Origin of the sequence: Lancefieldella sp. Marseille-Q7238 (genome assembly GCF_949152215.1) — a bacterium.
GTDB lineage: Bacteria > Actinomycetota > Coriobacteriia > Coriobacteriales > Atopobiaceae > Lancefieldella.
On the sequence record NZ_OX424407.1, the window covers coordinates 1,267,513 to 1,280,717 of the forward strand.

The following is a 13,205-nucleotide window of genomic DNA, read 5'->3' on the forward strand; positions in this document are numbered from 1 at the left end:
CGAGGGCTACCGCCATCCAGATCTCTCGAACTATGGGCATGTCGTGCGCTACTGCATCTGCCGTGACATTTGGGCGCTTGTGGAGCTCAAGGAAACGGGAGATCCGCCCCTCGATAGAATTTTCGCGAGCATCCTCGCGTGGGGGTTCTCAGATGTACGTCGAACCACCGAGAAACGATGTCCAAGGCGTGCGTCAGGGCTTCGGCGGAGCATAACGAAAAGCCCGTGGCCAAGCGAGGCCACTCTAACTCCGAGCGGGACCCCCCGAATCGAAGGTGGAATCCGCACGAGACCCCTGCAAGCCGCTACCTTCCTGCCATCCGACCGGGAGGCTGCGGCGACATAGACGTCCCAAGCCGCGCTCGGCGTGCACACCGAGGCGACCGATGCGGACGACGGCGATCACGAGGCCGTGGCCGACGGCTCGGCGACCATCGTGGACACCGTCTCCTACACGGGGCTCACGCCCGGCAAGGAGTACACGCTCACGGGCACGCTCGTGGACAAGGAGACCGGCAAGCCCGTCCGCTCGGACGGCAAGGTGGTCACCTCCACCGTGGCCTTCGTGACCGATACGGCGAACGGCACACAGGAGGTCACCTTTACCTTTGGCGGCATGGAACTCGCAGGGAATGCGCTCGTGACCTTCGAGTCGCTCGCCCTGGAGGGGCAGGAGGTTGCGGCTCCTGGCAGCGGCGGGCTGCGCCGCCACCGTCATCGGCCTCGCGCGCAGCATCGGCTCGCGCCGCGAGGAGGACGAGGGAGGGGAGGACTAGCATCGTCGCCTACATAATTGGCTTCCTCTCCGGCTTCGTGACGCTCGCCGCCTACGCCTGCTGCAGGGCGTCCGGCGCAGCGTCACGGGCTGAGGAGAGAGCGATAAGCAAGGGTCTTCCTTAGTAGGAGGGCCCTTATGTTCCATATTGTGATATTAGATGCTATTTAGTAGCCGTATAGAAAATCTTCGCTACCGTATCCGCTGAAAGTTTACTTTTGCCCAAGTGTCCTTCAACGGTATCGAGCGTTCTTTCCAGTTGCCGTCAAATTCCATTAGTTGTGAACGATATAGGCAATCGCGCTCGTCGTAGCAGGATATTCGAATCTCATCGAAGGCAATATCTTGAATGTTCTGTTCCTGTCCGCATGTGAAAAAACAGTTCATCTTCTTTATGGACCTGGGTGGCACTACTAGAGAATAAGACCCGTTCACATCGCCTAGGGCAAAACTGTCTCTGGATTCAATCTTTCCATTATGCTTGTGCTCGTTATAGATGCCTTGCGTCTGCCGCATGCGTTTTACTTCGATTCCGTCTCGCCACAGAGAAAGAGAGACGTCTCGAACGACACGGGTGACATTGCTAGTGTTTTGGCATTCAAGCTCCAGCGGGACAACGAACGTTATCTTTCCGTCTGCTGAGAAGAATCCCCAGCCTTGCAAGAATGATGAGTTTATACGGCTATAGAAGCTCAGTTTCCCTTTGCGGTCGAGCTCTCTCATTGCAATTTGAACGCCCAGGCTGGATAGAAAGCCGATTAACCCGCCGATTAAAGTTCCGATATACGTATCCATAGCTGTTTTATGCTCCAGAAGTATTGTCCACTAGTTTTTGCAGCTCCTTCGCACACCTCTCTAGATATTTGGCTGCCTTGGTCATCGATTTGATTGACTTCTGGTTGCCCTCTTTGCCCTTCGCCTTTTCCGTCTCAATGTCTTCGAGGCACTTGTTGCGGACTCGCTCGCTATGGTCTTTCGCGCGAAGCATGAACGCGCTTGTTGAGTCGTCTGCATTAGGGAGCTGTTGGCAGACCGTGAGCAGCTGCGCGCACTGGCTCAGGGTATATTGCTCTGCATGTTCACCGAGGCTGCTGACAAGCGCGGCACCGCCTGTGGTAGCCATGCCCAGCAGGGCTCCGCCTCCGGTGATTATCGCCGTGCCGCCCGCCATTCCCAAGCCGCCCGCAGCAAGCGATCCGCCGCCGACAGCGGCAAGGCTCGCGCTGGTGAGGGCCGCGCCAGATAGGCCTGCAACTGCCTCTCCGGCAATCACGGGCGCGATGATCGGGGCGAGAACATACGCGACCCCCGCTGTTGCAATGCCAATCGCAACTGTGCCACCTGCAACAATCGCCGTCTTGGTCCTGCTGCCGGTAAGCAAGCCAGTAAAGCGCTTGTAGGTTTTCTTCACCTCATCGATCTTTTTCTTGTCGATGACGCCCTGCGTATCGGGGAAGTCTTTCCCTGCGTAGTCGTTCTTGTATTTGACGCCCTCCAGGCGGTCTTTCCAGCCGTCATCGAAGGGATAGTAAGGTTTGAAGAGACATAGCTCCAGGGCAAGCAGCGTTGGCCACGAGGAGGCGTTCGCGTCGGAAACTTTCTGTATCTCTTCCGCTGCGTCTTTCTCGTCGAGGAAGTACGTCGCTGCATTGCAGCCCATCTGGTCTGCCTGCCTGGTCTTGAACTCTTCAAGCCAGGTGCTCTTCGCAGCTCTGTGCTTGTCGTTCTTGGTGAGTTCGATGTCCTTTTTAACGGCGATGACCTGATAGGAGAACAGAAGGTGCGCCTCCCGGTCATTCAGTCTGAACAGAGCGAAGTCCTCCGCAAACGCATTCATCTCCTCAGCGCGCTTATTGAGATAGTCCTTCAAGTCCTCGACGATGTACTTAGAGTCGCTTGCAATGTCCACCGCCATTCGGCCAATGCCGACGAAATTCAGGTTGAGCAATACGCCGCCTGCAAACTTCTTGCGATCGCCCTTGGATGTTGCGGCGGCTTTGCCTACAGCAATTCCCAAGTTGGTGAGGACAAACACGGAACTCGATATGGTGAGCATGCGAATAAGAGAGCGATCGTCGGTTGGAATCACCCTCTTCACGTCTATGCGCTCAAGGTCCTTAAGCGACTGCACGTCGTTACGTGAGAGCTCGTCCTTCAGGCGGCTTAGGAAGTAATAGCCCCTGACAAGGCACTCGTTCGCTATGACAGATTTTGCCTGTGAAAGCGCCTGGTCGATAACTCCAAGCTCGGTTCTAAAGTCGATGCGGATGGGGTTGCCGTCTTCGTCGCGAACCAGCGTGCCGTTGAACAGCTTCGAGATCCACTTGGAGAAGGCGTTGTCTGCACCTTCTTTCTTGAAGACGGGAAGTGCCGAGAGTTCTTTTAGAAATGAAAGGATGGGGCCAGGTATGCCGGTGCCCTCGCCCAATGCCCCGCTCGATCCCGCCATGTCGCTCACCAGGTGCATCGCCCAGATAATCGCCCCGTAGAACAATTTCTCAGGGAAAGTCTGTCCTATGAGGGCGTCTGCGGGGAGGTCGAGTATCACGAAGGCACCGTCGGTGTCGGTGCCGTAACCCTTGCCTGTGAACTGGGTGAGTATCGACATGAGAAGGCCAGCAGGTGAGAGGTGGTGGGCAAAGTCCCTCAGGTGATGCTGGAGACCTCCGCCGAACTCGGGGGTCAGTCTGTCACTTGCAAGAGGAAACATATCCTCAAGAAAACGGATAGCGTCTTTCAGGTCTTTTCCGTCCGGCTTGAACCCCGCGCCCTTTGCGACATCGAGGACGAAGCTCCCCACCTTGTCCTTGCCCCACGTGTGAGCATCGGACAGGTCGAATTGCTTCTGCCAGAAAATGTTGAGCACGCCTGTCGAAGCGCCTATGGCCGCAGCGGCGATGTAGTCTGCTCGCTCTGCCTTATCGATATTCTCGTCGAACTCGATGCAGATGGGCTCGTCTTGACCTTGAGCGTCGGAATCTTCCATTGTACCAGGTGGAAGTGCTGGCATTTCCTCGAAGGAGAACTGAACTTCGGGTCTGTCTTCATCGTTAACGTGCATGGTGACTCCTGATAGACGTGCTTTGCTTCAGGAGACATTATTGCATTTGTAATGTCAGACTATGCGTACTTTTAGGTAGGTGGATTCTCGCTGAACCTGTCATCAGCATCTTCTTTACCGGCATATGCTATCTCTGATAAATCCTTCACAAGCTCATACGTTGCAGGGTCAAAGCCCATCAGGCGGCAGATTTCGGCTTCCATATCGACGCCGTCTTCGCCATCGCCTTTGAGTACGCTGAGTGTTCGATGTGCCGAGACCGCCTGAGCAAACAGACCGTCGGCGATGCGGGAGGCCCAGACGAGGCGGTTGCAGTTCACGAGGCCGTCTCCTATGCGAAGGAGCGCGAGCTCGCCGTCCATCGTCACCATGGAGAGCTGCGGCACGTCCTCACTGTCCGCCACGACGACGCAGAGCCCGTCGCGCCTGCGGGCTATGGGAGGCCCTCCGGCCCGGCGGGCGCGTCCTGCCCCGGCGCGGGGTACCAGCGCATGGAGAGGAGCAGCACGCCGCCCTCGCGCATGGGGCCGGAGGGGTCGAGCGATCAGTTGGTGACGACGTTGCCTCGGTACGTGCTCGTGTCGGTGAGGTTGGCGGTGTCGAACGCGTCCGTGCGCCCGTCCTGGTAGTAGGTCTTCACGATCATCGCTGGGTTTCCCTTCCGTCATCGTGCTGGCGTTCGCGATGGTGCTCACTTGCGTGCTCTACGGTGTTGCTGTGCTGCGCGCTTGCGCCTTGGGTGCGGGAGAAGGACCTCGACGGTCTCGGCGCATGGTGCCGCCCTGCGCCACCCTCCTCGAGAATGCCGAGTTTATGTACGTAGGCTGCCATCTCGGAGTTGCCTGCGCCCCTGGCGGCGAGGTCCGCTGTCGTGCGAATGCGGTTGCCCTTGAGCCATGTGAGCGCCTCCGAGAACCTCTCTAGCTCGGAGAGGTCGCTGAGCTCCACGGCGGAGCGCGCGAGCTCCGCGACCCTGCGCTCGCTCGCGTCTGCGAGATGTCCCGCCGCTCCAAGTGAGAAGCCGTGCATGAGCGACTCGCGACCGTAGCCGAGCCCCAGGCTCTCGCCAGAGACGCGCCAGGTGGGGTGCCCGGAAAGCGAGAAGACCCAGTCGCGGCGCCGCGCCTTGGCGGAGTTGTCCTCGACCTCCACGCCCAGGCTCCTGAGGAGCCCCTTGAACTCGTTCTCGCTCCTCGTGACGGAGCGCGTCACGCGGATGTGCGCGCGAATGTCCGCCACCCATGAGTAGCCGCCCTTCTCGGCGATCTCTCGCTCCGCGCGGCGCACGCGCTCCGCCTGCAGCGTGCGAGGACGCACGCGACCGCGCGCGGATGCCCTCTCCTCGGCGCTGTCGAAGTCCGAGAGACCGCGCTCCTTGGCCATGCGCTGCAGGGAGTGCTTGAGCTCCTTGGGGTCGGGGTCCTGGAGGCGCCGTCCCGTGACGATGTTGGTGTTGTTCACGACCACGTGGGCGTGCGGGATGCACCCGGCGTTGTCGTCGTGGTAGACGATGTCCACCTCGAAGTCGGCAAAGTGTTCGCGCGCCCAGGCGACCGCGAGCTCGTGGAGGTCGTCCAGGCCCACGTGGTCCTTGGGGTCTGGCTAGAGCACGTAGTGCTTGTAGGTACGGCAGGGTCTGCCTCCCCAGGGCGTGTCGTTTCGCCAGCGTGAGCGGGTGTCGTCCATCGCCGCCGCCCAGTCGAAGGCGACGCCCTCGCGCTCAGGAACGTCGAGGTTCAGGTAGTCGGCGGCGAGCCCGTCCGTCCTTGGTGAGGTAGCGGTAGGCGCTCCTGCAGGACGTGTGGCCGGATATGGGCTTGAGCAGCGGCATGGGCAGTCACCTAGAGAAAGAGCAGGCGCGACTCCGCCATCTCGCGGACGGGCGTGGCGAGCTCGTGCGTCCTCTCACGCAGGCGCTCCAGCTGTCGCTCGACCGAGGAGAGCTCCTCCAGGACATCGGATGCGTCCATGGCATCGCGTCTGAGGTAGTAGGCGATGCGGTTCAGGGCGTAGGTGGCCTGGTTCTGCTGGTAGTCCCACTGGTTGAGCTCGCGGTAGAGGCGGTTTGTGCAGGCGAGGTCGAGCACCACGTGGCGCTGCGCTGTGACGTCCTACGCCGGCAGCTGCAGGAGCAGCCTCACGAGCGTGGACGTGGTGATGCACAGAGTGTGGCGAGCGTCTGCGCGCGCTCGACGTCCGCCTCGCTCACACGAACGTGCAGGTGCCTGTCGAATCTCTCCACGGTTCCCCCCTAGACGCCGAAAGTCGGCGCGTCTTGCCCGAACGATCGTCCGGGCTTCCCGGGGGCGCGGGGCATCCTCCGCAGGGAGCGTATCGCGTGCGCACGCGCGCGTGCTCCCGTCGCTCGGCATCCGGGTGGGGCGACGCGCCATCGAAGCGGCAGCGCGATGGGCGCGGCTCCCGATGCCGACAAGCGCTATCTCGTGCGTTGTGCGCACAAGATAGGCTGCTTGCTTAGAGGGAATGAAATTGGAGATAAACGCTCACGCCGATAAGGTAGGCGATGCGCTTCTTGATAGCTAAAATATCTCTAGGAAGTTAGAGTCGTTTTGTTCGGAGTGCCTGTGTCTAACCATCAAGGTGTTGTTTATACGCGAAGCTGGGTTGCCGAGCTTGTTCTTGATATTGCTGGCTACACAAAAGACAAGCCATTGTGGCGCCAAATAATTATCGAGCCATCTTGTGGTGGGGGATCATTCCTAAAGCCAATCGTTGAGCGTCTGTCTTACGCGGCTATTCGCGACGACCGCTTTGATGCGGATAACTTATATAGCGCATTGTCGAGTTATGACCTTGATGAGAACTCTGTGCGCAAAAGCCGAATGCTTGTCGTTGAAGTGCTTGTTGCAAACGGAATGGAGCCATTTGATGCACAGGCATTATCAGAGGTATGGATCAAACACGGTGACTATCTATTAGCAGATGGCCTGAAATGTGACTACTGCGTTGGTAATCCGCCATATCTAAGAGCTACAAACATAAATCAGAAGTCGCGAGAATTGTATTGCGCACGTTTTTCAACTATGACAAAAGGCTGCGATCTTTTTGTGGCCTTCATTCAGCATGGACTTGAGGCACTGAATGACGATGGAGCTCTTTGTTTTATATGCGCGGATCGCTGGATGCAAAATCAATATGGACGGAATCTTAGAGGCTTTATTTCCCATGGCTACCATTTAGATAAAATTATTCGAATGTACGATGTCGACGCATTTGAGGAAAATGTTTCTGCTTATCCTTCGATTACGCGTATCGATCGAGGTTCCGGGAATGTTTTATACGCGAACTGCAACCATGAATTTGGGCCACAGAACGTTAAAGAGCTCAAGGAGTGGATGACTTCGCATAAAGATGACTATCAATGTGCGACATTCAGCGCCACTGCCTTCGAGCCTCTGGGCGATGACTCGATTATTCCGTTGGCGGCGCCTGATCGTATCAAGCTAGTCACCTCCTTGCTGCGAAAGCTCCCATCACTTGAGGAGACAAACGTAAAGATTGGCATAGGATTGGCGACGGGTAGGGACTCCGTATTTCTTACGGATCAAGAAGGGATTGTTGAAACCGAGCGGATGCTGCCTGCATTTAATATGCGGGATTGGCGCAGGGGGCGTCGAGAGCGGCGGCTCTGGTTAATCAATCCCTGGGAGAAAGACAATAGCTTAATTAATTTAGATGAATGGCCTCTTACAAAAGCATATTTTTCACGGCACAAAGCAGAGCTTGATCAGAGGCACATAGCACGCAAAGATCCATCTGCCTGGTACCGTACGATTGACAAGCCAAACGGAAATCTATTCGGCGAGCCGATGCTTCTCTTTCCGGATATGGCGGCAAAAGCTGAGCCAATCTATAGTGACGGGTCAAAATATCCTTGTCATAACTGCTACTGGATAGTTTCTAAATCATGGGACTTGGCTGTACTTGGCGGCCTACTTATGAGCGACATAGCCGAGGCTTTTGTCGATGCACTAGGCGTCAAAATGAGGGGTGGCACACTTCGATTCCAAGCTCAGTATCTGAGGCTTATTCATGTGCCATGGCCTTCTGAGATTCCGGAAGAAGTTCAACATCGTCTAAAAGAAGCGTTTATTTCCGGAGACAGAATCCAAGCGAATTCAGCGGCAAGGGCTGCTTATCAGTTAGGAGAGATATGAGAAGACGTATGCAAGAGGCTCTCTTAGAAATGTACAGAAACCTTGATTCTGCTGCCGAGCGGCAGGAGTTGCGAGGGGTGCATGATCAAGGAGAGCGAAGTAAGGTAACTTCAGGACATCATTTGGATGTCGTAGCAGATGCAATAAGGGAAGATTTGATTGCAGAAGGCTACAACCAAAACGAGGTCTATTACAAAGATGGATGTTTGCGCGTTCCCGGCTGGTTTCGACCATCAAAAGATTGGGATCTCCTGGCTTTTGATGACGGTGATCTCTTGGGGATTGTTGAGCTCAAGAGTATCAACAGTTCATTTGGTAACAATGCAAATAATCGTTCAGAAGAGGTGCTGGGGAGTGCAGTTGACGCTCTGAGCGCAATTAAATATGACCTGATTCCATCCACTACCACACCACCAGTGCTTGGATATGTTCTGGTGGTGCGCATGAATGATAAAAGCACTAGTACAACCAGAATCAGAGAGACCGTATATCCCATTGATCAGATTTTTGAAAATACGTCCTATTTGCAGCGACTGACGATTCTATGTCATCGCCTTCTTGCGGAACGTCTTTATCAGGCTGTGTGGATAGTGGGTGTGGATCCCGATTCTGGTGAGATATATGAGCCCGATCGAGATTTAACGTACGAGAAGTTTTTAAGAACGTTAGCCGTTCAGCTCGATATTCATCGCGCTTAGAAAGTACCGAGAAGAGTTTGGCGTCAAGATACGCCTGGTCATAAAATCCGAGCTTTGCTATGGGGCTTGGGCCAAGAATGATGCCCCGAGCCCGAAGGCCGGGGCAGCCGCTTTAGAACCATCTTCTTTCGTTGAGGGCGTTCTTGCGGTGGCAAAGAATGGCCTTCTCGGGGCCGTCACCAAGAGACACACGATGCCGGTGGTGTCGTAAAAGATGGCGCAATGACTTGAGCCGTTACGGTAGAAGCCAATAGAGTTGGCGTCGCTCAACTATAATAAGAAGCGCTCTCGTATCCACGTATATCTAAGGATTTAGTATGTACCCAACATCTCAAAATATCGATTCAGCGTGGAGAGAATGGTACCGGCTCAAGCATAGAGACGCCTATATGAGCAATTCCGGCGAGTCTTTTGAGGCTTATATCTCCGACGTGTTGGAAAAGCTTTATCCAGATTTCATAGACCCTGATCCAATGGGGCGGTTGGGAGATGGAGGCTGTGATGGTCTCGCCAACAAAGGTCAACTATTTTTTGCATGCTATGGGCAGCGAGCGCAGGCCAATCAAGACGCTAAGTCAAAAGCAAAAATCCAAAGCGACTTCGAACATGCAGTGCAAGGCGCATATAACTTCACTGAGTGGTGCTTTATCACCAATGCGCTGATAGGGCCTACCGCCGCGCAACTTGTCATCGAACTGCAACAACAGCATGACTCATCAAGCGTTCGTCCGCTGACGATTCGCGTTATCAAATCCGAGAGTCAATTCTGGGATGAGTTCGTCTCTCTATTAACCCCGCACCAGCTTGACTCCCTATTTCCAGGCGCACCGCATGCGCAGCATGTGGAGCTGGAAGAATTGGTCGGACTAATCGAATCATTGGGAAATCCGGCCCCTAAGCCCACCGACCTTAAGCCTGTGTCTAGCAAAAAAATGGACTACAACGACATTCCTAAGACCACAAAAATTGAGCTTAATGAGGGCAGAGAGCTATCTCCAAGAATAGAGCTGTGGTTCTCCGAGCAACCCGATCCTGAATTGCGCGACAGCAAAGCAGAGGTGTTCCACAACATATACGAGGAGGCTAAAAAGGCCACCAGTGATCCAGCTGGAATAATGGAGAAAATTTACATTGCGATTGGAGGCAGCGATTTCAGGCTCGACCAGAGCAGGGCAAATGCCGTTTATGCAATCGCAAGCTATTTCTTCGATAGTTGTGACATTTTCGAAGCGGTCCCCGAGGGAGTCGACTCATGATTTTGCCTACTAAGGGGATAAGTCCCGAGAGATCCCTCCTCGGAATCGGCGGGGACGTACTCGGCATTCTCAAGCGCCCTATGTCAGTTTCTGAGGTCTGGACAATATACAAACGGCAGACAAATCGAGGGCGGCGAGACTTCGTCTCATTTGATTGGTTCATTCTCGCCCTAGATTTGCTCTACGCCATCGGTGCAGTGTCGTTGAGCTCAAATGGGAGGCTGGTAAAAAATGCCATTTCTTAAAAGCCTGGGATCAGATGACCCCAGGTTCAAAAATCTAACCTTCCACAAAGGCATGAACCTGGTGCTCGCCGAAAAGACCCATCATTCAAGCGATACTGATAGCCGTAATGGCGCAGGAAAAACAAGCGTCGTTCGCTTACTCAGGTATCTATTGGGCGGAAACCGCAACGAGTGGATTAAGTCATTAGCTGAGTACACCGAAGGCGCATTCTGGACCGACATACAAGGGGCAGCCGGAGACATTCACATAAGTCGAGAAGCCGGCAGCACCTCTGTCTCAGTTGGAGTGTCAACATACAGCAGCAAAGAATGGCAAAAGAAGAGTGGAGAGCTCATTCTTGGATGGCCCGCAAGCCATGACAAGCCGACGGCGCAGCAGATTTTCTCTCAGCTTCTGCGCACGAGCTTCGATTCGCCCACGAAGATAGTCCCACAAGAGTCCGATCTCGAAACCGGAACTAGGATTGCCTACTTCTTCGGCATGCCGGATACAACTCTACAGAAGCCCATACAAGCAGCAAACTTCAAGAAGGACAAGAAGACACTCAAGAAAGCAATTGATCATGGCATTCTTGGCAATATGGCCACCTCAAAAGCCGAGTGTGAGGCCGAGCTGTTCAGGCTCGAAGACCAACTTCAGAAAAGAAGGTCGGCGCTTGCGGAATTCAAAGTCGACGAGAGTTATGCAGGACATCAGCAGGCCGCCGACGAGCTAAGCGCTGAGATTGCAGCCCTAAACGACCAAAATATCGCGCTAAAGCGGCGCAAGCGTGACCTTGTCAATACGATGAGCACCGAAATACCCGTTAAACAAGATAACAGTGAGATGTTGGCTCGCCTAACGCGACTCTATGCAGAAGCTGGGGTAGCGATAGCGACCGATGCTCTAAAACCATTTAACGATGTCATCCAATTTCATGAGTCGGTATCCCGCAACCGGAGACACTTTCTTGAAGATGAGCTTGGCAAGGTGACTGAAGCACTAGCGGCCAACGAAGCAAGAATTAAGATGTTGGACGATGAGCGCAGTGGCATTATGCGACTTCTCGACAAATCAATGGCACTGGAAACCTTTTCTGAAGCGCAGCAAGACTGCAATGAAATTGCCGCACGTATAGAGCGCTTGAAGGATATGCTGCAGGATTACGAACGGCTTGATGACATGGATTCCACGCTGAGAAAAATGGAAGTCGAAGCAAATGATGCCATGCGCATAGGCCTTAAAGAGAACAATGACTCAGTTAAATTTGCTTCTCAGATGTACTCAAATCTCTGTTCGGAAGTGTATGCAGACCGTGCTGGCAGCCTGCTGCTAGAGCTTACTGATGCTGGAGTACTCAAAGCGATGCCGAAAATTGAAGGTGATGCTTCAAGGGGAATAGCGGAAGTTTCAATCTTCCTATTCGATATCACGTGCGTTGCCGTCGGGATGAAGAATGGAACCGCTCCTGGAATACTGGTTCATGACAGCCAGTTGTTTGACTCGCTGGATGATAGGCAACTTGCCTCTTGCCTGAACATCGGTGCGAGACTCGCTGAGAAATATGATTTTCAATACATCGTCACTCTCAATACTGACCGTCTTGAGGCTGCGGAAAAAATTGGATTTGACCGTTCAGATTACCCGATACCAGTGAGTCTCACTGACAACGGGGAATCGGGTGGCTTGTTTGGCTTCAGATTTAACTAACAAAGCTCGAATCCGTAAAGCGTACGACGCTCTAACTAAATAAAGTTATTGCTTCGGAGCGCTCGCTCCGTCATGCTTTCATTATGAGTTGCCCTTATCAAATGCTCTGCCCCGAGCCCGAAGGCCCGGGCAGCCGCTTTCTTGGCTTTGGCCTGCCCTTTGCGCCGCAAGGCGCGAGAGGCTGTAAACCACCCGCTATGCGGGTGGACGGCAACTTGCTTTACAAAACCACCCTCCCGCCGGATATTGACGATTGCTCAGGCCGTCAAGAATCCGAGCAAGGAAGGTGGTGGTTGGCTATGGCCCAGAAGGCCTACAGCCTTTCGCACACGAAGTGGCTGTGCAAGTACCACATCGTGTTCACACCGAAGTATAGGCGCAAAGTCATCTACAACGAGTTGAGAAAGGACGTCGGGGAGATCCTCAGGAGGTTGTGCGGATACAGGGGGATCGAGGTGATCGAGGGGCATCTGATGCCCGACCACGTCCACATGCTGGTGGCGATCCCGCCGAAGTACAGCGTGTCGAGCGTGATGGAGTATCTGAAGGGTAAAAGCTCGCTGATGATCTTCGACAAACACGCGAACCTGAAGTACAAGTTCGGCAACAGGAAGTTCTGGGCGGAGGGCTACTACGTCTCTGCCGTCGGCCTCAACGAGGCGACGATCGCGAAGTACATCAGAGAACAGGAAGCCGCCGATATCGCGCTGGACAAGCTCAGCGTCAAGGAGTACTCCGACCCGTTCAAGAAGTAGCCCCGGTATGCCGGTTTAACCGGCTCGCCACGGGTCAAAGGTAATGGGGCCTGAACAAAGTGAAGGTCGGCGCCTTTAGACGCGCGCCGGCCTTCTAAGGGTTATACCCTAAGAGCAAACCACCCGCTATGCGGGTGGTCATGATTGGGGTCACCTCCTCTCGTTGAGAACGTTCTTGCGGTGGCGAAGGAGCGCCTTCTCGGAGCCGACTACCAGGAGACTCACGATGTCGTAGCGGATGCTGGTGAGTCCCTCCTCCTCGGACTCGGCGAGGTAGGCCGACGCGATTCGCTCGAAGCGCTCCCGGTCTGGCTCCTCCCGGGGCATGTCGTAGCCGCCGCACTTGGTGGCGGTGTCCACGAAGACGAGCTCACCCTCGTCCATGGCGATGAAGCCGATGTCGTCCGAGCCGTGCTCCCAGCTCTCCTCCAGGATCTCGACGCCCCTGTGCCTCAGGTACGCGCGGATTGCCTCGTGCAACCTCTCGTAGATGCTCTTTTCCATGGCTGTCTTCGTCCTCGTGTTGGGCCCCACCCCCTTGGCGCGC

General features: G+C 54.9%; 13 protein-coding genes. 7 read left to right on the forward strand and 6 right to left on the reverse strand.

Annotated features, from left to right (window positions below):
* Window positions 1–367: 367 nt before the first annotated feature.
* Window positions 368–793 (forward strand): VaFE repeat-containing surface-anchored protein, encoded by a 426-nt coding sequence (locus tag QM016_RS05730; protein WP_282710920.1) that lies wholly within the window; start codon window positions 368–370, stop codon window positions 791–793.
* A gap of 174 nt (window positions 794–967) precedes the next feature.
* Here the strand turns inward: QM016_RS05730 and QM016_RS05735 are convergent, their stop codons facing one another.
* The 5 genes from QM016_RS05735 to QM016_RS05755 all read right to left on the reverse strand — a co-directional run bounded on the left by QM016_RS05735 (window position 968) and on the right by QM016_RS05755 (window position 5,926).
* Window positions 968–1,570, reverse strand: coding sequence for a hypothetical protein (locus QM016_RS05735; RefSeq protein ID WP_282710925.1), 603 nt, complete (start codon window positions 1,568–1,570; stop codon window positions 968–970).
* Window positions 1,571–1,577: 7 nt separating this feature from the next.
* Window positions 1,578–3,836: a hypothetical protein gene (locus tag QM016_RS05740; RefSeq protein ID WP_282710931.1), complete on the reverse strand. Its 2,259-nt coding sequence runs from the start codon at window positions 3,834–3,836 to the stop codon at window positions 1,578–1,580.
* 71 nt (window positions 3,837–3,907) lie between these two features.
* Entirely contained in the window at window positions 3,908–4,240 is a 333-nt protein-coding gene (locus QM016_RS05745; protein WP_282710937.1) for a hypothetical protein, read from the reverse strand.
* Between the two features lie 238 nt (window positions 4,241–4,478).
* On the reverse strand, window positions 4,479–5,420 hold the full coding sequence (locus QM016_RS05750; protein WP_282710949.1) for a relaxase/mobilization nuclease domain-containing protein: 942 nt from the start codon (window positions 5,418–5,420) through the stop codon (window positions 4,479–4,481).
* A 257-nt stretch (window positions 5,421–5,677) separates the two neighbouring features.
* Entirely contained in the window at window positions 5,678–5,926 is a 249-nt protein-coding gene (locus QM016_RS05755) for a hypothetical protein (RefSeq protein ID WP_282710952.1), read from the reverse strand.
* 495 nt (window positions 5,927–6,421) lie between these two features.
* Here QM016_RS05755 and QM016_RS05760 point away from each other — a divergent pair, with 495 nt between their 5' ends.
* From QM016_RS05760 to tnpA, 6 genes are all read left to right on the forward strand, one after another.
* Window positions 6,422–8,014, forward strand: a complete 1,593-nt coding sequence (locus QM016_RS05760) for an Eco57I restriction-modification methylase domain-containing protein (RefSeq protein WP_282710963.1) — start codon at window positions 6,422–6,424, stop codon at window positions 8,012–8,014.
* Window positions 8,011–8,712, forward strand: a complete 702-nt coding sequence (locus tag QM016_RS05765) for a PaeR7I family type II restriction endonuclease (RefSeq protein WP_282710975.1) — start codon at window positions 8,011–8,013, stop codon at window positions 8,710–8,712. Before QM016_RS05760 ends, QM016_RS05765 begins: the two co-directional genes overlap by 4 nt.
* A 317-nt stretch (window positions 8,713–9,029) precedes the next feature.
* On the forward strand, window positions 9,030–9,968 hold the full coding sequence (locus tag QM016_RS05770) for an ABC-three component system protein (RefSeq protein ID WP_282710976.1): 939 nt from the start codon (window positions 9,030–9,032) through the stop codon (window positions 9,966–9,968).
* Window positions 9,965–10,213, forward strand: a complete 249-nt coding sequence (locus tag QM016_RS07285; protein ID WP_349237895.1) for an ABC-three component system middle component 6 — start codon at window positions 9,965–9,967, stop codon at window positions 10,211–10,213. The genes QM016_RS05770 and QM016_RS07285 overlap by 4 nt, the downstream gene beginning before the upstream one ends.
* Window positions 10,200–11,903, forward strand: coding sequence for a DUF2326 domain-containing protein (locus tag QM016_RS05775; protein WP_282710977.1), 1,704 nt, complete (start codon window positions 10,200–10,202; stop codon window positions 11,901–11,903). Before QM016_RS07285 ends, QM016_RS05775 begins: the two co-directional genes overlap by 14 nt.
* Before the next feature lie 299 nt (window positions 11,904–12,202).
* Window positions 12,203–12,658 (forward strand): IS200/IS605 family transposase, encoded by a 456-nt coding sequence (tnpA, locus tag QM016_RS05780; RefSeq protein ID WP_282710982.1) that lies wholly within the window; start codon window positions 12,203–12,205, stop codon window positions 12,656–12,658.
* Window positions 12,659–12,808: 150 nt separating this feature from the next.
* On the opposite strand, the gene QM016_RS05785 is transcribed toward tnpA, so the two are convergent.
* Window positions 12,809–13,162, reverse strand: a complete 354-nt coding sequence (locus QM016_RS05785) for a YraN family protein (protein WP_282710987.1) — start codon at window positions 13,160–13,162, stop codon at window positions 12,809–12,811.
* Window positions 13,163–13,205 lie beyond the last annotated feature (43 nt).

Excerpts from the sequence above, each read along its gene's own strand:
- QM016_RS05735 (WP_282710925.1), bottom strand. The coding sequence starts at position 1,570 with ATGGATACGTATATCGGAACTTTAATCGGCGGGTTAATCGGCTTTCTA.
- QM016_RS05740 (WP_282710931.1), bottom strand. The coding sequence starts at position 3,836 with ATGCACGTTAACGATGAAGACAGACCCGAAGTTCAGTTCTCCTTCGAG.
- QM016_RS05765 (WP_282710975.1), top strand. The coding sequence starts at position 8,011 with ATGAGAAGACGTATGCAAGAGGCTCTCTTAGAAATGTACAGAAACCTT.
- QM016_RS05770 (WP_282710976.1), top strand. The coding sequence starts at position 9,030 with ATGTACCCAACATCTCAAAATATCGATTCAGCGTGGAGAGAATGGTAC.
- QM016_RS07285 (WP_349237895.1), top strand. The coding sequence starts at position 9,965 with ATGATTTTGCCTACTAAGGGGATAAGTCCCGAGAGATCCCTCCTCGGA.
- QM016_RS05775 (WP_282710977.1), top strand. The coding sequence starts at position 10,200 with ATGCCATTTCTTAAAAGCCTGGGATCAGATGACCCCAGGTTCAAAAAT.
- tnpA (WP_282710982.1), top strand. The coding sequence starts at position 12,203 with ATGGCCCAGAAGGCCTACAGCCTTTCGCACACGAAGTGGCTGTGCAAG.
- QM016_RS05785 (WP_282710987.1), bottom strand. The coding sequence starts at position 13,162 with ATGGAAAAGAGCATCTACGAGAGGTTGCACGAGGCAATCCGCGCGTAC.